This is a genomic window from Klebsiella sp. CN_Kp073, from assembly GCF_040065495.2.
Lineage (GTDB): Bacteria > Pseudomonadota > Gammaproteobacteria > Enterobacterales > Enterobacteriaceae > Klebsiella > Klebsiella aerogenes.
On sequence record NZ_CM198051.1, the window covers coordinates 5,201,493 to 5,218,924 of the forward strand.

Genomic DNA, 17,432 nt, shown 5'->3' on the forward strand with positions numbered 1-17,432 from the left:
TATCATACCTGCGGTTGCGAAAGCGGCTTCACCCGCTTATGAATCAATCCTGCGCTGTCCAGGAGCCAGTACAGCAATTTCGCCGCTAACAAGCAGATACCAAAGATCACGAGGAAAAACACCACGCGGGAGCCGAACGAATCCAACCCTTCGCGTGCCAGCACTATCATGTTGAAGATAGCGCCGAAACAGAAACTGTGCAGGATAGCCGCTTTGTAGCGATTGCTCTCCCGATTGCCAAGTTCGTACAACCAGTCAAACCATTTAATGATAAGCCCTACCGCGACGGCGCCCAGCGGTACGAACCATACGCCGCCCATCACCACCAGCGAACCAATCAGCGTCGGCGATATCGCCAGCCCCGAATGGTTGTTTAATACTTCCCACGTGAAGTAATTGGCGGTATTCAGCACCATTGTCGGGCGACCGTGCCACATCCAACTGGGGATAAAGACGTAGAAGTCGCGGATCATCGGCGCCAGCCCCTGGAACTCAATCTTGTCGTAGTTCTGCAGCAGCAGCGCCAGGTTCTCCCACGGCGAGAAGGTATCACGCGTGAGATAGAGGAAAGTATAAAACGCTTCATCGCCGCTAACGTTCATCCCGTAGCGCTTCAACGCCAACCAGAACATGCCGACAATACCCAGCACGCCCGCCGCCGCCAGCATCCACAGGCTGATCCAGCCGCGAATAATGCCGATAAACAGGAAGATAGCGAAAGCGATAATGATATTGGCGCGGGTGCCGCCGACGATCGCGTAGGTCAGCAGGCCAAAGGCGACGGTGCTCACCAGGAAGAAAATCCACGCCTTGTAATCCTGACGCAGGAAATAGATCACCAGCATCGCCGGAATAAAGAAGTAGAAGAAGCGCTTCAACGCCACGCCGGACACTTCCGCAGAGAATATCTGGCTGTATGAATTGAGCTTAAATAGCAGAAAACCGTTGTGGGCGAAGAAGATACCGACGCACAGCAGCGCCAGCCCCATCAAAATCCCCCAGGCCAGATGGGTTTCAACCCGGTTCATGGTGAACAGCGGGCGACGTGGAACATCACGCGATGCCGGACGCAGTCGCGTTTTGTAGGTCACGTAGTAGATGGCGTAGAAGCACACCGCAACCAGCAGCGTCTGCAGCAAAATCTCCGGCGGCGCCACGCTGACGTCAAAGCGGAACACCAGGATACTGCTTAACGGGAAGCCGAAGAAAAAGGTGAGCAGGAACAACAACGAGAAAAAGACGTTGAAGTTAAAGCGCACGCGGCGGAACTCAAACCAGGTGGCGGTGGCGATAAACAGCGTCGACAGCAGCCAGACCACCAATAGCCCGCTAAATTGCATTAACGTCATACCCGATCCTCCGCTGCCAGCTGTAACGCCCGCTGCCAGCCCGCCAGATAGTTCGGGCGGAAGAAAGCGATTTGCGTTTTATCAACGCTCGCTAACTGGCGCTGTGCTTCACGCACCACGTCGACATTCAGAGTATCGCTGGTAAACAGCACCGGGATCTGTTGTTCGGTCATATCCTGCCAGAACGGATTTTCGCGATTGAGCACGCAGGGAATACCCGCCTGTATCAGCAGGCACAGCGTGCCGATACCCTGCTGGCGCGCAAACAGGAAATAACCCAGATCGCAGCGGCGCAGCAGCGCCAGATAATCATCAAACTCAAGCTTCTCGCTGAGGATCTGCAGATGCTCGCGACTAAACAGCGCCGCTCCCGCCTGACGAACTTCATCAATGTAGGCTTCATTGTTGGCCGGATAGCCCATCGGTACGATGACATTCACCGTATCGCCAAACTGCTGATAAATCGCCTTTAGCGCTGCAATATGCTCATTACTACGATCGCCGGAATTTCCGACCAGAATGGTCAGGGTGTCACCGCGCGGGGCGGTATCGGCAAGGGAATTTAGCGATGGATCCATGCGGGTCGGGAAGTACAGCAGTTCGCCCGGCACTCGCGGATGGCGGTTCGCAAACCAGCTGAGATCGCCGCGGGTGGCGAAAACGCGTCCTACCCGCCCTTGCGCCATGCGGCGCAGAGGATAAAACAGACGGAATTTCAGGCTGGCTGAGTTTTCATACAGATCCGCGCCCCAGATATGCCAGTTAAACTGCGACGGGCGGATCCCGCCGCTCAACAGCGCCAGCCACAGACCGGTATTAAACTGACCGTGGAAAAAAAAGCGCTGCTGGCGATCGGCTTTCGCTTTGACGATCGCCGCCTGCGCCAGCGATTTTTTACCCGGGTAGCAGGTAATTTCCAGCGCCGGATACGCCTCGCGCATACCTGTCGCATCACCCACGACCATAAACGTCCTGGCCCGCGCGTCGGCGGCCAGTTCGTCGTTAAAGAACCGCAATACGGTCTGGTTGTGGTGCGGGATATCCGATCCCAGTACGTGTATCAGTGCTGTCATGCCCGTTTACGCCAGAGTAAAAACACGCCACTACAAAGGGCGAAATAAACAATATAAGTGGCCATATACGCCTGCGCCGCGCCAAGTGCGCCGTGCGCCGGAATAAGCCAGTGTGAAAATGCGGTCAGCAGCGTGAACTGGCTGATTTCCGTCAGAATATAAAAACGCAATGACGCTTTGGCGATCACCAGATAGCCGTAAACGTAAGCGCCAACTTTTAAAACATCGCCCACTAACTGCCAGGCGAACAGGTCGCGCATCGCGGTGAAGCGCGCGGAAAACAGTAACCAGATGGCAAAATCGCGCAGCAGCCAGACCGTCAGGCTCGCCGCCGCCACCGCCGGCAGGACGAATTTCAACGACTTCACTATTTCACGCGTGATGTCCGTTTTGGCGCTCAGCCGCGACAACGTCGGCAGCAGATATACGCTAAAGGAAGCGGTAATAAACTGCAGGTAGGCATCCGAGATACTGCTCACCCCCTGCCAGATGCCGACCGCCTCCCAGCCGTAATGCGCCGCCAGCAGATTACGCATCATCACATAGGCCACCGGCAGCGTCACCGAGGTAATCAGCGCCATCAGGGTAAATTTCGATAGCTGCCCTGCAAGGCCGTTATCCCAACGCGGACGTAGCGCGCTCAGCGGGATCGCGCCACGTCGCCATAGCATAATGGCGGCAGGAACCACCACCAGCGCGGGGACTAACGCCAGCCCTAATAGCGCCCCCTGATAACCACCGAAGTAGTAACAGGCGTAATAGGCCGCCACGCCAATCAGGCTACCGGCAATCAGCGAAAAAGCGTTACCCGCCGCATCGCGAAACCCTTTCATAAGCGCTAGCAGATAGTTGGCCCACGCGATCCCCATCTGCACCAGCGCCACCAGACGTACCAGATTCTGATAGTGAGAATGGCCGAACAGCGCCTGGCTTATCGGCGCCGCCGCCAGCAAAAAGACCAGCGCCAGCAGGGTGGAAAAACCGAGCACCATTGATGACGACGTCCCGACCACCTGCTTCAGGCGTAGCGGATCGTCGTGATGTTGGGCAACCAGCTTAGTGACGCCATTAAAAATCCCGGCGCCCGCCAGTACGCCAAGGACGGTGACCAGTTGCCGGAAGTTACCGGCCTGGCCTACGCCCGCCGGGCCGAATGAGACCGCCAGCAGCTTTACCACCAGCAGACCGGCGCCTATTTTGACTAACGTGGACGCCGCGGTCCACAGTGACGCTTTTGCCAACGACATATCAGGAGAAGTAGCTCAGCAGCGAGTTAATCACCGTCCGTTGGTTTACCGCAGACAGGTTGTAGAACAGCGGTAAACGCAGCAGGCGTTCGCTCTCCTGGGTGGTATAACGATCTTCGCCACAGAACTCGCCGAACTGTTCGCCAGCCGGGCAGCTATGTAGTGGAATGTAATGGAACACCGCCAGAATTTCTGCTTCTTTCAGCCAGTTAATCAGCGCCGCCCGGTCATCGTTATCCCGCAGCTTAATGTAGAACATATGCGCGTTTTGCCCGCAATCCGCCGGCACCGCCGGCAGATCGATACGGCCCGCGCGCGCCAGCGGCAGCAGCGCGTCATAATAATTTTGCCACAGCATCAGGCGCTGCTGGTTAATCCGCTCAGCGGCTTCCAGCTGCGCCCAGAGATAGGCGGCCTGCAGATCGGACATCAAATAGCTGGAACCGATATCGCGCCAGGTGTACTTATCCACCAGACCGCGGAAGAACTGGCTACGGTTAGTGCCTTTTTCGCGAATGATCTCCGCGCGTTCCACCAATTTAGGATCGTTGATAAGCGTTGCGCCACCTTCACCACCAGCGGTGTAGTTTTTCGTCTCATGGAAACTAAAGCAACCAATATGGCCGATAGTGCCCAGCGCGCGGCCCTTATAGGTGGACATCACGCCCTGCGCGGCGTCTTCCACCACGTACAGGTTATATTTGGCGGCGAGCGCCATGATGGTGTCCATCTCACAGGCCACGCCCGCATAATGCACCGGCACGATCGCCCGGGTTTTATCGGTGATCGCCGCTTCTATCAACGACTCATCAATATTCATCGTATCGCGACGGATATCGACGAAGACGATTTTCGCCCCGCGCAGCACAAAGGCGTTGGCGGTGGAAACGAAGGTATAGCTGGGCATGATGACTTCATCGCCCGGCTGAATATCCAGCAGCAGCGCCGCCATTTCCAGAGACGCGGTGCAGGATGGCGTCAGCAGCGCCTTCGCGGTGCCGAAGCGCTGTTCAAACCACTGCTGGCAGCGACGGGTAAAACCGCCGTCGCCGCAAAGCTTGCCGCTGTTCATCGCCGATTGCATGTAATCGAGCTCGGTTCCCACCACCGGCGGTGCGTTAAATGGAATCATCGTGTCACCTGTATAACCAGTACGCGGTGCTTTCCACATTCGCACCGCTGAGAATATAACGTTTAAGCGCGGCGGTGTTGCCCATTTGGGTCGCCACCCGCAGTGTAGAAAGCCCGCGTTGCGCCGCCCAGTGGCGCGCCGCCTGCATAAGCTCGGCGCCAGCGCCGCGCCCGGCCAACAGGCCGATACGCGCGTCGGTGTCATTGAGCTGACGCAAAGAAACAAATGCGCGGATGTCGCCATCGGACGCGCGAAATAACAGACACTGGTGATCAAAGGTTCCCAGTACCGCGTTTTCAATCCATTGCGCGTAGAAACGGCCGCTGGCGTCAGCGGCGTACCAGGGAGCGCGAAAACGGCTCATGGCAAAGGCCTGCGCCGCCAGTTCGCGCAGTCGCGCAATATCGCCTTCAACGGCCCATTCGGCGCCAGCATCAGCCGGCTCGCCTACCGGCAACGCCAGATCGACCTCGCCTTCCACCAGTTGAAAACCGATCTCCTGTAGCGCATCCAGCCGGGCGGTGTCGCTGGCGGCGACTTTCGCCTGCACTCGCGACCATCCTGCCAGGGCTTCAGCGGTGAGCAGCGGCGCGCGTTCGTCAAAGCGAACGATACCGCTATTAACGGCGAAGAAGCGGTTTTCCCACTCCAGCGCTTCAATATTGGCGCGGGCGGGCACGGAGGAGATCCAGCAAGTATTGGCCATAGCCGGTTTTTTCCAGCCGCTTCGCGGCGCGTTTGACGCCGTCATCATCAAGCCAGCCGTTACGCCAGGCTATTTCTTCCAGACAGGCGATTTTAAAGCCCTGCCGCTTCTCTACCGTCTGCACAAACATGCTGGCTTCAATCAGGCTATCGTGCGTGCCGGTATCCAGCCACGCAAAGCCGCGCCCAAGCAGCTCGACGGTTAACGCGCCATCCTCAAGATACATCTGGTTGATGGAGGTAATTTCCAGCTCGCCGCGCTCGGATGGTTTGACCCGTTTGGCGTATTCGGCCACTTTTCCATCGTAGAAATAAAGCCCGGTGACCGCCCAGTTCGACTTGGGTTGTTTCGGCTTTTCCTCCAGCGACAAGGCGCGGAAGTTGTCATCAAACTCCACTACGCCGAAGCGCTCAGGATCCATCACCTGATAGCCAAATACCGTCGCCCCTTCGGTGCGGGTTGCGACGCTACGCAGCTTAGGGCTAAAGCTCTGGCCAAAGAAGATATTATCGCCCAACACCAGGCACGCCGGTTCGCCGTTGAGAAACGCTTCCCCGATAATAAATGCCTGGGCTAAACCATCAGGAGTCGGCTGAACGGCATAATGCAATTGGATACCGAACTCGGAACCATCGCCGAGCAGGCGTTGGAAATCGCGCTGATCTTCCGGCGTGGTGATGATAAGGATTTCACGGATCCCGGCCAGCATTAACACCGACAGCGGGTAGTAAATCATCGGCTTGTCGTAAATCGGCAGCAGCTGTTTCGACACGCCGCGCGTGATGGGATGCAGGCGCGTACCGGAACCGCCTGCCAGAATAATACCTTTCATCATGCCCTCCTGGGCCAGTTAGCCGTGCAGCCCAAGACGCTCGCCCTGATAGCTACCGTCCTGAACCTGCCGCCACCATGCCTCATTTGCCAGATACCACTGGACGGTCTTGCGCATGCCGGAAGTAAAGGTCTCATCCGGCGTCCAGCCCAGCTCGCGTGCAATCTTCGCCGCATCAATCGCATAACGCAGATCGTGGCCCGGCCGGTCAGCGACAAAGGTAATCAGATCGCGATAGTGCGCCACGCCCTGCGGCTTTTGCGGCGCCAGCTCTTCGAGCAATTCGCAAATGGTTTCCACCACCTCGATGTTTTTGCGCTCGTTATGGCCGCCGATATTGTAAGTTTCGCCCGGTTCGCCGCGGGTCGCCACCAGATACAGCGCTCTGGCGTGGTCTTCGACATACAGCCAGTCGCGAATTTGTTGGCCGTTACCGTAAACCGGTAGCGGTTTTCCCGCCAGCGCGTTGAGAATAATCAACGGGATCAGCTTCTCCGGGAAGTGATACGGGCCATAGTTATTCGAGCAATTAGTGATAAGCGTCGGCAGGCCATAGGTACGCTGCCAGGCGCGTACCAGATGGTCGCTACTGGCTTTCGAGGCCGAATAGGGGCTGCTTGGCGCATAAGGCGTGGTCTCGGTAAAGAAATCATCGCTGCCGTGCAGATCGCCATACACTTCGTCCGTCGAGATATGATGGAAGCGAAACGCCGATTTTTGCTCCGCCGTCAGCGTATTCCACCAGCTGCGCGCGGCTTCCAGCAGCGTATAGGTACCGACGATGTTGGTTTCGATGAACGCCGCCGGGCCATCGATGGAACGATCGACATGGCTTTCCGCCGCCAGATGCATCACCGTATCGGGTTGATGCTGGCGAAAGACGCGATCCAGCTCGGCCCGGTTACAGATATCCACCTGTTCAAAGGCAAAACGCGCATCCTGCGCCACCGGCGCCAGCGACATCAAATTGCCGGCGTAGGTCAGCTTATCCACGACCACGACGCGATCGGCGGTGTGCTGGATGATTTCACGCACTACCGCGGAGCCAATAAAGCCCGCGCCGCCGGTGACCAGAATCGTTCTCACCGCCACACTCCTTTGGTGTCGATGATATAGGCCTGAGCAACGCTATCGCCGCTAACGGCTTTAAACTCTTTGTGATCGACCAGCATCACCAGCACATCGGCGCTCGCCAGCGCGTCATCAAGTGTCGCCAGCGTACACAGGCCATCAAGTTTCTTCGGCAGCGCGTGAATGTTGGGCTCAACCACCTGCGTCGCGCCGCTGTGCCAGCGGGCGATCTGCGCGGCAATTTCCATCGCCGGGCTTTCACGTAGATCATCAATGTTAGGCTTAAAGGCCAGGCCGAAGCAGGCAATAGTCAGTTCGCTGGCGCGTTTATTGCTGGCATTCAGGCACTCGGCAACCTGTGCTTTCACCCGTTCGATAACCCATTCCGGCTTGTGGTCGTTTACCTCGCGCGCGGTGCGAATCAGACGCGCCTGCTGCGGGTTTTGCGCCACGATAAACCACGGATCGACGGCGATACAGTGGCCGCCGACGCCCGGACCCGGCTGCAGAATATTGACGCGCGGATGGCGGTTCGCCAGGCGGATCAGTTCCCAGACGTTGATCCCCTGATCGGCGCAAATCAGCGATAGTTCGTTAGCAAAGGCGATGTTGACGTCGCGGAAGCTGTTTTCCGTCAGCTTGCACATTTCCGCAGTGCGCGAGTTAGTCACTACGCATTCGCCTTCAAGGAAAATTTTATATAGCTCACTGGCGCGCGCCGAACAGACCGGCGACATACCGCCAATTACGCGGTCGTTTTTAATGAGTTCAACCATCACCTGCCCCGGCAGCACGCGCTCTGGACAGTAGGCGATATTAACGTCAGCCGCCTCGCCCACCTGCTGTGGGAAGCTGAGATCGGGGCGCATCGCCGCCAGCCACTCGGCCATCTGTTCGGTCGAACCGACCGGCGAAGTGGATTCCAGGATCACCAATGCCCCTTTCTTCAGGGTCGGCGCAATAGATTTAGCGGCGGATTCGACAAAGGCCATATCTGGCTCATGTCCGCCTTTAAACGGCGTCGGGACGGCAATCAGGTAGGCGTCAGACTCCACCGGCACGGTGGTGGCGCTTAAATATCCCTGTTCAACCGCCGTTTTTACGACGCTCGCTAAATCCGGCTCGACGATATGAATCTCACCACGGTTAATGGTCTCTACGGCGTGTTGATTGATGTCCACGCCAACCACCCGCCGTTGCCGGGACGCAAATGCGGCAGCGGTTGGCAGACCAATGTATCCAAGGCCAATCACTGAAATGGTAGAAAAACTCATAGCGTTACCTGATTATTTTTAAGGGCGGATAAAATACGATCGCATGCCTGTCCATCGCCGTAAGGATTATGGGCCCGGCTCATCGCCTGCCAGGCGGCATCATCCTGCAGCAGCCGGGTGACTTCATCAACGATACGCTGTCTGTCAGTGCCGACCAGCCGCACGGTGCCGGCGGCGACCGCCTCCGGACGTTCCGTCATTTCGCGCATCACCAGTACCGGTTTACCCAGCGACGGCGCCTCTTCCTGAATCCCGCCGGAATCGGTCAGAATCAGCCACGCGCGATTCATCAGCCAGACGAACGGCAGGTAATCCTGCGGTTCAATTAATTTCACGTTGGCGACATGGCCGAGAATACGGTTAACCGGTTCACTGACATTCGGGTTCAGGTGAACCGGGTAAACAATCTGCACATCAGGATGATGGCTGGCGATATCCGCCAGCGCATGGCAAATGTGCTCGAAGCCGAGACCAAAGCTCTCGCGACGGTGGCCGGTCACCAGAATTAATTTCTTATCCGCTTCGAGGAACGGGTAGCGCTGCATCAGTTCATTGCGCAGCGCCTCATCGCCAAGGACACGATCGCGAACCCAAAACAGCGCATCGATCACCGTATTACCGGTGACGGTAATACGTTCTGCGTCAATATTTTCCCGCAGCAGGTTATCGCGCGAGGTGGCGGTCGGGGCGAAATGGTACATCGCCAGGCGCCCGGTCAGCGTGCGGTTGCCCTCTTCCGGCCACGGCGAGTTCAGATCGCCGGTACGCAGGCCCGCTTCTACGTGGCCCACCGGGATACGCTGATAAAACGCCGCCAGACTGGCCGCCATCGTCGTCGTGGTATCGCCATGTACCAGCACCACGTCCGGCTTAAACGACTCCAGTACCGGCTTTAAACCTTGCAGAATACGGCAGGTAATCTCGGTTAATCCCTGCCCCGGCTGCATAATGTTCAGATCGTAGTCCGGCGTAATCGAAAACAGTTTCAACACCTGATCGAGCATCTCCCGATGCTGCGCGGTTACGCAAACCTTTGCCTCAAAATGAGGATCCTTTGCCAGCGCATGGACCAGCGGCGCCATCTTGATGGCTTCTGGTCTCGTGCCAAATACAGTTAGTACTTTCACATCGATTCTCTTCGATTAGGTGATGATGGCGCGGAGCCTTCATCACAGGCCCCATTCACTGGACACGACGACGTGCTAACGCCACGCCTGCGCCGATGAGCGCGCCCACAATCCCCCACATGATCATCAGAAATACGCGCCGCGGGCTATCGCGTTTTACAGGTTCTTCCGGCGTACGCAAATATCTGTAAGTCTGAAAACGTGGATCCAGCGTCGGGCCAACGTTTAGCGTGTTCAGCATGGCGCGGTTCTGGTCATAGTCGAGATCGTATTCCGGCCCTACGGCCTGCAGATTTTCGAGGCGCGCCTGCAGCATCGGCCGGCCAAGTAAGAAGAGTTCGGAGGCCGGCAGCTGCTCCGCCGGAACATCGGTCTCGCTGCGTGAAATGTTATGCTGCTGGGCGATTTTCAACGCCTGCTCGACGCTCTGCACGCGGCGGTTGTAGATCTCGCTCGCCACCTCTTCCTGACGCTTCACCTGCGCTTTCATCTGTACGGTACGCGCCGCCCAGGCGCCCTTCAGCTCATCATTAAGATGACCGGCGGCACGCTGACTGGCGAAAGCGACGTACTGACGCAGCAGATTATTGGCATCTGGCGCGGTCTCCGCCGTCAGCTTGATGCTGTCATTGACGCTTTTCAGCGGGTCGCCCGGGATAAACTGAATATCGTTAATCAGATCGTCAAGCATCGCGGCATCCGCGCGCGCGTTGCCTGACTGACGCTGCTTGTAGTAGTCGGTCTGCAGCCAGAAGTCACGGCGGGTATCCCATGACGCCTGTTGCATAATAAACTCTTTGTATGCCTCATCCATGGCGGAAGGTTGGTCTACCGAAGCCAGATCGGCTTTGATATCCAGGTTACGTAAGAACTGCTGTTGCGAATAGTATCCACCCAGCATATTGACGGTCGGCCGGTCGGTAATTGCCGTCGCGCTCCACTCCTGGCGAGCAAAAAAGGAATAAATAAGAACGATCAGCGCGAATAGCACGGCGATGCCGACTATCCAGCCTTTTCCTGCCCATAAGGCGCGAAACAGCCCGCGAATATCCAGTTCGTTCTCAACGTTCACTGCTTGTGCTCCCGGTAATGGTTGAGTCATCACGTCCCCAGTTTTACTTGGTTAAATTTGGATTATTGCCGCTGTGTCGCCGAATTCTGCGTCTAATGCGCTTAACCAGACGCGCCACTTTCCATGCGCGCTTAATGCAGTAGCCATAAAGTAAAAAAGCAAACAAAAAGAGTATTAACATCACCCATTCAGGAACAATACGGGTGTATTCCGCCACTACGCCGACCAGCGCCAATAAAGCGGCAGCCAGCGTAATCAGGACAAAGGCCTGCCGGGAAGTAAACCCGGCACGCATGATCAAATGATGAATATGCTGACGGTCTGGCGAGAATGGGCTCATCCCCTTTCTCAGGCGGCGATACATAATCGCCACCATATCCATCAATGGAATCGCAATAATCCACAGCGCCGTCACCGGGCTGATGGGATGCGTTTTGCCCTGCGTCGTTTCCAGCAGGATCCAGATAATGGTGAAGCCAATCATGGTGCTGCCGGCATCACCCATAAACACTTTATAGCGACGTCCAAGCGCGCCGAGATTAAGTAAAATATAGGGCAGAATGGCGGCAATCATCGCAAAACACCACATTGCCAGGCTGTACTGGCCGTCAAACCACAGGATGATGCCGGTTGCGGCAAAGGAGACGGACGATAACCCGCCGAGCAGTCCGTCAATGCCATCTACCATATTGAAGGCGTTGATTGCCGCCCAAACGGCGAAAAGGGTGAGGAAAAAACCAAAGGGGCCGAGGACTAACTCCCACGAACCGAAAATATAGCCGAGACTGCTGAGATGCAGATTACCCGCCGTCATCATGATAACGGCTATCGCGGCCTGAATAACCGCACGAATTTTTACGCTGATATCAAATCGGTCATCTAATGCGCCGACCAACACCAGCACGCCCGCGCAGGCCAGATACAGCGTGGCATGAGGGATATAATAATCGGCAATCGCAAAGGTAAAACAAATACCGGCATAAACTGAGATACCACCAACTAACGGAATCAAACCTTGATGCCGTTTCCGATAGTTTGGCTTATCCACTAACCCAATTTTTTTCGCTGCTTTACGGGCAACAAATATAAAGAGGGTCGTGAATAAGAAAACACTGATTAATTCAGTAATAGCAGTGAGTAAATTCACAACACATGTGCTCTCAGCATAGTTAATCCGGGGAGTATAACGATGATGTCTCCACTCCTGAAGGGGAAAAGCAGAACATTACAAATTTATTGTATATATTTTAGACTGTTAAAGTCCTTTCTGCCTTACCCGCCGCGCATATCATACGGCAACGCTAGCGGCGCTTTTCCCGCCTGGATCATACAAAGCTACAAAACAAAACGCCACGCAATCGCGTGGCGTTTTTTCGGCGTATTCCGTCTTACGAACGCTTCATCATATCGAAGAAGTCGTCGTTAGTTTTGGTCATCGCCAGCTTATTAATGAGGAACTCCATTGCGTCGATTTCACCCATTGGATGGATGATTTTGCGCAGGATCCACATTTTCTGCAGCTCTTCCTGGGTGGTCAGCAGCTCTTCTTTACGGGTACCGGAACGGTTGTAGTCGATAGCCGGGAAGACGCGTTTTTCCGCAATCTTACGGGAGAGGTGCAGTTCCATGTTACCGGTGCCTTTGAACTCTTCGTAGATAACTTCATCCATTTTAGAGCCGGTATCGATAAGCGCGGTAGCGATGATGGTCAGGCTGCCGCCCTCTTCCACGTTACGCGCCGCACCGAAGAAGCGCTTCGGACGATGCAGGGCGTTGGCGTCCACACCACCGGTCAGTACTTTACCGGAAGCCGGAACCACGGTGTTGTAGGCACGGGCCAGACGGGTGATGGAGTCGAGCAGGATGATAACGTCTTTTTTGTGCTCAACCAGACGTTTCGCTTTCTCGATAACCATTTCGGCAACCTGCACGTGGCGAGATGCGGGTTCGTCAAAGGTAGAAGCAACAACTTCGCCTTTAACCAGACGCTGCATCTCGGTTACTTCTTCCGGACGTTCGTCGATAAGCAACACCATCAGCACGCAGTCAGGATGGTTGTACGCGATGCTCTGCGCGATGTTCTGCAGCAGCATGGTTTTACCGGCTTTCGGCGGCGCGACGATCAGGCCACGCTGGCCGCGACCAATCGGCGATGCCAGATCCAGTACGCGAGCGGTTAAGTCTTCGGTAGAACCATTACCACGCTCCATACGCAGGCGCGAATTCGCGTGCAGCGGCGTTAAGTTCTCGAACAGAATCTTATTACGCGCGTTTTCCGGCTTGTCGTAGTTAACTTCGTTAACTTTCAGCAGCGCGAAGTAACGTTCACCCTCTTTAGGAGGACGAATCTTACCGGAAATGGTGTCACCAGTGCGGAGGTTGAAGCGGCGGATTTGGCTGGGGGATACGTAGATGTCGTCTGGACCGGCGAGGTAGGAGCTGTCTGCTGAGCGGAGGAATCCAAATCCATCCTGCAGTATCTCCAGTACGCCATCGCCAAAGATATCTTCGCCACTCTTTGAATGCTGCTTAAGGATGGCAAAAATAATATCCTGCTTACGCATACGAGCCAGGTTTTCCAGCCCCATATTTTCGCCGAGAGTAATCAGCTCAGAAACCGGCGTATTCTTTAATTCGGTAAGATTCATAGTGGTGTGGGTTCTTAAACTCGGGGTAAATCTCGAACTTAATGTTGTGAATGGTATGGCAGGAACATCCATGCCTGTTAGCGGCTTCATCTCGTGTCTGTACGTTGCCTGGTCACAGGAAAGAACGCAGAACTGAAACGACAAGACGGAATGAGTGATAAGCCCAGAATTATTAGCCTCACGCGCATAGTCTGCGGGACGCTTTGGGTAAAACAAGATTCAAACAATAGGTATGTTTAAAACGAAGTCTGGAATTAACTTAGCACGACTCAGGCCGGGCGTCCAGAGTTCCACAAAAAATAGGAATCCGGACGCCGGAATGGCAAACCGATTACGCCAGGTTGGCGTCGAGGAACTCTTTCAGTTGGCCTTTGGACAGCGCGCCGACTTTGGTCGCCGCGACTTCGCCGTTCTTGAACAGCAGCAGCGTCGGGATGCCGCGGATGCCGTACTTCGGCGCCGTGCCCGGGTTCTGATCGATGTTCAGTTTAGCCACGGTCAGTTTGCCTTGATACTCTTCAGCGATCTCATCCAGAATCGGGGCGATCATTTTGCACGGACCACACCACTCTGCCCAGAAATCGACGAGGGTCAGCCCGTCAGCCTTGAGTACGTCCGTGTCAAAACTGTCGTCAGTCAGGTGAATAATTTTATCGCTCATATATAACTCCACAGGAATAAGCCTGGTGTGTTGGTGTCGCAGTCATCAACGACGTGTTGATGCTACGTTATGCACGCTATTCTTCAGGATGCCTCTTTTATAAGCTACCTGCGGAAATGGATCCACCATGGACCACCACCGCCGATGCTTAAGCGCACTGTCTGCAAATCTACCTGCGGCAGATTTACCGCCCCCGTTGCGCTTAGTAGTCTAAGCTTTCCGGGATCCGTTCAGTAGCCGGAGACGCACCTTGAATAATTTCGTATATCGCCAACGAAAGGTTGACGTTATTTCACCGGATACGCTTTCTTAATGCAATAGTTAGCTGATATTCTACCACACTATGAGCAAAACACATTTGACAGAACAGAAGTTTTCCGACTTCGCCCTGCACCCGGCAGTTGTCGAAGCCCTTGAAAAAAAAGGGTTTCATAATTGCACACCCATTCAGGCTCTCGCCCTTCCGCTAACGCTGGAAGGTCGCGATGTCGCCGGGCAGGCGCAAACCGGTACCGGTAAAACGATGGCGTTTCTGACGTCAACGTTTCATTATCTTCTCTCTCACCCGGCCATCGCAGACCGCCAGGTTAACCAACCGCGCGCGCTGATCATGGCGCCGACGCGCGAGCTGGCGGTGCAGATTCACGCAGACGCCGAACCGCTGGCGCAGGCAACGGGCCTGAAACTGGGCCTGGCTTATGGCGGCGACGGCTACGATAAACAGCTGAAAGTGCTGGAAAGCGGCGTCGATATTCTGATCGGCACCACCGGTCGCCTGATCGATTACGCCAAACAAAACCATATTAACCTCGGCGCCATTCAGGTTGTCGTGCTGGACGAAGCCGATCGCATGTACGATCTCGGCTTTATTAAAGATATCCGCTGGCTATTCCGCCGCATGCCGCCAGCCACTCAGCGCCTGAACATGCTGTTCTCCGCTACGCTGTCTTATCGCGTACGCGAACTGGCGTTCGAACAGATGAACAACGCCGAGTACGTTGAAGTCGAACCGGAACAGAAAACCGGCCACCGTATTAAAGAAGAGCTGTTCTACCCTTCCAACGACGAAAAAATGCGCCTGCTGCAGACGCTGCTGGAAGAAGAGTGGCCCGACCGCGCTATCGTTTTCGCCAACACCAAGCATCGCTGCGAAGATATCTGGGGCCATCTGGCCGCAGACGGACATCGCGTCGGCCTGCTGACCGGCGACGTAGCGCAGAAAAAACGCCTGCGTATTCTCGAAGAGTTCACCCGCGGCGATCTCGATATTCTGGTTGCAACCGACGTAGCCGCTCGCGGCCTGCATATCCCAGCCGTCACCCATGTCTTTAACTATGACCTGCCGGATGACTGCGAAGACTATGTCCACCGTATCGGCCGTACCGGCCGCGCGGGCGCCAGCGGGCATTCTATTAGCCTGGCCTGCGAAGAGTACGCGCTGAACCTGCCGGCAATCGAAACCTATATCGGCCATTCGATCCCAGTCAGCAAGTACAATCCGGACGCGCTCATGACCGACTTACCTAAGCCGTTGCGTTTGACGCGCACCCGCCCAGGTAATGGCCCGCGCCGTAACGGCCCGCCACGTAATCGTCGTCGTTCAGGTTAACATCTATGCCATACGCGAAATCTTTCAGGATGCGCCATGGAGATAATCCCAGGCAATGCGTTCAGGTAAGTGGAATGGGCAACGACGCCCAGTCGACACAGGAGCGGCCTGAAAGATGAAGAGTATGAGTTCCACCTCGCTGTATGCCGCCATCGACCTTGGCTCCAATAGTTTTCATATGTTGGTGGTGCGCGAGGTGGCCGGCAGTATTCAAACGCTGAGCCGCATTAAGCGCAAGGTGCGTCTGGCCGCTGGCCTGAATAGCGATAATGCGCTCTCCGCGGAAGCGATGGAGCGCGGCTGGCAGTGCTTACGCCTGTTTGCCGAGCGTTTGCAGGATATTCCTTCAGCGCAAATTCGCGTCGTCGCCACCGCCACCCTGCGGCTGGCGGTCAACGCCGGCGAGTTTCTGGCGAAAGCGCAGGAAATCCTCGGTTGCCCCGTCCAGGTGATTAGCGGTGAAGAAGAAGCCCGCCTGATCTACCAGGGTGTAGCCCATACCACCGGCGGCGCCGATCAGCGCCTGGTGGTGGATATCGGCGGCGCCAGCACCGAACTGGTGACCGGCACCGGCGCGCAAACCACTTCTCTGTTCAGCCTGTCGATGGGCTGCGTCACCTGGCTTGAACGCTACTTCGCCGACCGTAGCCTGACTAAAGAAAACTTCGATCTCGCTGAAGCGGCGGCGCGCGATGTGCTGCGTCCGATCGCTGATGTCCTGCGCTACCACGGCTGGAAAGTGTGCGTTGGCGCCTCAGGGACCGTGCAGGCGCTGCAGGAAATCATGATGGCGCAGGGAATGGATGAACGCATCACCCTCAGCAAACTGCAGCAGCTTAGGCAGCGCGCTATCCAGTGCGGTCGGCTTGAAGAGCTGGAAATCGAAGGGCTGACGCTCGAACGCGCACTGGTTTTTCCGAGCGGCCTGGCCATTCTGATTGCTATCTTTAGCGAACTGAATATTCAGTGCATGACGCTGGCAGGCGGCGCATTACGCGAAGGGCTGGTCTACGGCATGCTGCACCTTTCCGTCGATCAGGATATTCGTAGCCGCACGCTGCGTAATATTCAGCGACGTTTTATGATCGATACCGAGCAGGCGCAACGGGTAGCGAATCTGGCCACCCATCTGGTGGATCAACTGGACAGCAGCTGGGAGCTGGATCCGCTAAGCCGCGATTTACTCGTCAGCGCCTGCGCGCTGCATGAAATTGGCCTGAGCGTCGATTTCAAACGCGCGCCGCAGCACGCCGCCTATCTGGTCAATAACCTCGACCTGCCCGGTTTTACCCCGGCGCAAAAGAAGCTCATCGCCACGCTGCTGCTCAACCAGACTAACGCCATCGATCTTTCTTCGCTCCATCAGCAAAACGCGGTACCGCCGCGCGTTGCCGAACATCTGTGTCGCCTGCTGCGACTGGCGATTCTGTTTGCCAGCCGCCGGCGCGACGATCTCCTGCCAACCATCCAGCTTACCGCCGACGACGAAAAACTGACGCTGACGCTGCCGGATGACTGGCTGGAAGAACACCCGCTGGGCCGGGAAATGGTCGAGCAAGAGTGCCAGTGGCAAAGTTATGTCCACTGGGCGCTGCTGATCGACGACGACGCGGCGAGGTAATTTCCGGCCA

Annotated in this window: 16 protein-coding genes; 2 read left to right on the forward strand and 14 right to left on the reverse strand. The window is 56.1% G+C overall.

Annotation, left to right across the window (positions count from 1 at the left end):
• Positions 1–2 precede the first annotated feature (2 nt).
• The 14 genes from wzyE to trxA form a co-directional block, all read right to left on the reverse strand.
• A complete protein-coding gene (gene wzyE, locus ABLV66_RS24975) occupies positions 3–1,349 on the reverse strand; it encodes an ECA oligosaccharide polymerase (protein WP_348877220.1) in 1,347 nt (448 codons plus the stop codon).
• Positions 1,346–2,422 (reverse strand): TDP-N-acetylfucosamine:lipid II N-acetylfucosaminyltransferase, encoded by a 1,077-nt coding sequence (locus ABLV66_RS24980; protein WP_348877219.1) that lies wholly within the window; start codon positions 2,420–2,422, stop codon positions 1,346–1,348. The genes wzyE and ABLV66_RS24980 overlap by 4 nt, the downstream gene beginning before the upstream one ends.
• A complete protein-coding gene (gene wzxE, locus ABLV66_RS24985; protein WP_045378694.1) occupies positions 2,419–3,669 on the reverse strand; it encodes a lipid III flippase WzxE in 1,251 nt (416 codons plus the stop codon). Before wzxE ends, ABLV66_RS24980 begins: the two co-directional genes overlap by 4 nt.
• Before the next feature lies 1 nt (position 3,670).
• Positions 3,671–4,801: a dTDP-4-amino-4,6-dideoxygalactose transaminase gene (gene rffA / locus ABLV66_RS24990; protein ID WP_045395563.1), complete on the reverse strand. Its 1,131-nt coding sequence runs from the start codon at positions 4,799–4,801 to the stop codon at positions 3,671–3,673.
• 4 nt (positions 4,802–4,805) lie between these two features.
• Positions 4,806–5,480, reverse strand: coding sequence for a dTDP-4-amino-4,6-dideoxy-D-galactose acyltransferase (gene rffC / locus ABLV66_RS24995; protein WP_047045688.1), 675 nt, complete (start codon positions 5,478–5,480; stop codon positions 4,806–4,808).
• On the reverse strand, positions 5,458–6,339 hold the full coding sequence (gene rfbA / locus ABLV66_RS25000; RefSeq protein ID WP_015368880.1) for a glucose-1-phosphate thymidylyltransferase RfbA: 882 nt from the start codon (positions 6,337–6,339) through the stop codon (positions 5,458–5,460). Before rfbA ends, rffC begins: the two co-directional genes overlap by 23 nt.
• Positions 6,340–6,357: 18 nt before the next feature.
• Positions 6,358–7,425 (reverse strand): dTDP-glucose 4,6-dehydratase, encoded by a 1,068-nt coding sequence (rffG, locus tag ABLV66_RS25005; protein ID WP_047045685.1) that lies wholly within the window; start codon positions 7,423–7,425, stop codon positions 6,358–6,360.
• Positions 7,422–8,684, reverse strand: a complete 1,263-nt coding sequence (gene wecC, locus ABLV66_RS25010; protein WP_047066626.1) for a UDP-N-acetyl-D-mannosamine dehydrogenase — start codon at positions 8,682–8,684, stop codon at positions 7,422–7,424. Before wecC ends, rffG begins: the two co-directional genes overlap by 4 nt.
• Positions 8,681–9,811, reverse strand: coding sequence for a non-hydrolyzing UDP-N-acetylglucosamine 2-epimerase (wecB, locus tag ABLV66_RS25015; protein WP_072048022.1), 1,131 nt, complete (start codon positions 9,809–9,811; stop codon positions 8,681–8,683). Before wecB ends, wecC begins: the two co-directional genes overlap by 4 nt.
• A gap of 55 nt (positions 9,812–9,866) precedes the next feature.
• Positions 9,867–10,913: an ECA polysaccharide chain length modulation protein gene (gene wzzE, locus ABLV66_RS25020; RefSeq protein WP_047045682.1), complete on the reverse strand. Its 1,047-nt coding sequence runs from the start codon at positions 10,911–10,913 to the stop codon at positions 9,867–9,869.
• 13 nt (positions 10,914–10,926) lie between these two features.
• Positions 10,927–12,030, reverse strand: a complete 1,104-nt coding sequence (gene wecA, locus ABLV66_RS25025; protein ID WP_015368885.1) for a UDP-N-acetylglucosamine--undecaprenyl-phosphate N-acetylglucosaminephosphotransferase — start codon at positions 12,028–12,030, stop codon at positions 10,927–10,929.
• Between the two features lie 241 nt (positions 12,031–12,271).
• Complete coding sequence (gene rho / locus ABLV66_RS25030) at positions 12,272–13,531, reverse strand: transcription termination factor Rho (RefSeq protein ID WP_002883293.1); 1,260 nt, start codon at positions 13,529–13,531, stop codon at positions 12,272–12,274.
• A gap of 86 nt (positions 13,532–13,617) precedes the next feature.
• Positions 13,618–13,719 (reverse strand): rho operon leader peptide, encoded by a 102-nt coding sequence (locus ABLV66_RS25035; RefSeq protein ID WP_131631697.1) that lies wholly within the window; start codon positions 13,717–13,719, stop codon positions 13,618–13,620.
• 143 nt (positions 13,720–13,862) lie between these two features.
• Positions 13,863–14,192 (reverse strand): thioredoxin TrxA, encoded by a 330-nt coding sequence (gene trxA, locus ABLV66_RS25040; RefSeq protein WP_002883224.1) that lies wholly within the window; start codon positions 14,190–14,192, stop codon positions 13,863–13,865.
• A gap of 343 nt (positions 14,193–14,535) precedes the next feature.
• Here trxA and rhlB point away from each other — a divergent pair, with 343 nt between their 5' ends.
• Positions 14,536–15,801, forward strand: coding sequence for an ATP-dependent RNA helicase RhlB (gene rhlB, locus ABLV66_RS25045; protein WP_015368886.1), 1,266 nt, complete (start codon positions 14,536–14,538; stop codon positions 15,799–15,801).
• Positions 15,802–15,916: 115 nt separating this feature from the next.
• Positions 15,917–17,422 carry a guanosine-5'-triphosphate,3'-diphosphate diphosphatase gene (gene gppA / locus ABLV66_RS25050; protein WP_348877218.1) on the forward strand — a complete coding sequence of 502 codons (1,506 nt, stop codon included), beginning with the start codon at positions 15,917–15,919 and terminating at the stop codon, positions 17,420–17,422.
• The last annotated feature ends 10 nt before the right edge of the window (positions 17,423–17,432 follow it).

What these genes read in the sequence shown, in the direction of transcription:
- wzyE (WP_348877220.1), bottom strand. Translation starts at nt 1,349, where the DNA reads ATGACGTTAATGCAATTTAGCGGGCTATTGGTGGTCTGGCTGCTGTCG.
- ABLV66_RS24980 (WP_348877219.1), bottom strand. Translation starts at nt 2,422, where the DNA reads ATGACAGCACTGATACACGTACTGGGATCGGATATCCCGCACCACAAC.
- wzxE (WP_045378694.1), bottom strand. Translation starts at nt 3,669, where the DNA reads ATGTCGTTGGCAAAAGCGTCACTGTGGACCGCGGCGTCCACGTTAGTC.
- rffA (WP_045395563.1), bottom strand. Translation starts at nt 4,801, where the DNA reads ATGATTCCATTTAACGCACCGCCGGTGGTGGGAACCGAGCTCGATTAC.
- rfbA (WP_015368880.1), bottom strand. Translation starts at nt 6,339, where the DNA reads ATGAAAGGTATTATTCTGGCAGGCGGTTCCGGTACGCGCCTGCATCCC.
- wecC (WP_047066626.1), bottom strand. Translation starts at nt 8,684, where the DNA reads ATGAGTTTTTCTACCATTTCAGTGATTGGCCTTGGATACATTGGTCTG.
- wzzE (WP_047045682.1), bottom strand. Translation starts at nt 10,913, where the DNA reads ATGACTCAACCATTACCGGGAGCACAAGCAGTGAACGTTGAGAACGAA.
- rho (WP_002883293.1), bottom strand. Translation starts at nt 13,531, where the DNA reads ATGAATCTTACCGAATTAAAGAATACGCCGGTTTCTGAGCTGATTACT.
- ABLV66_RS25035 (WP_131631697.1), bottom strand. Translation starts at nt 13,719, where the DNA reads ATGCGCGTGAGGCTAATAATTCTGGGCTTATCACTCATTCCGTCTTGT.
- trxA (WP_002883224.1), bottom strand. Translation starts at nt 14,192, where the DNA reads ATGAGCGATAAAATTATTCACCTGACTGACGACAGTTTTGACACGGAC.
- rhlB (WP_015368886.1), top strand. Translation starts at nt 14,536, where the DNA reads ATGAGCAAAACACATTTGACAGAACAGAAGTTTTCCGACTTCGCCCTG.
- gppA (WP_348877218.1), top strand. Translation starts at nt 15,917, where the DNA reads ATGAAGAGTATGAGTTCCACCTCGCTGTATGCCGCCATCGACCTTGGC.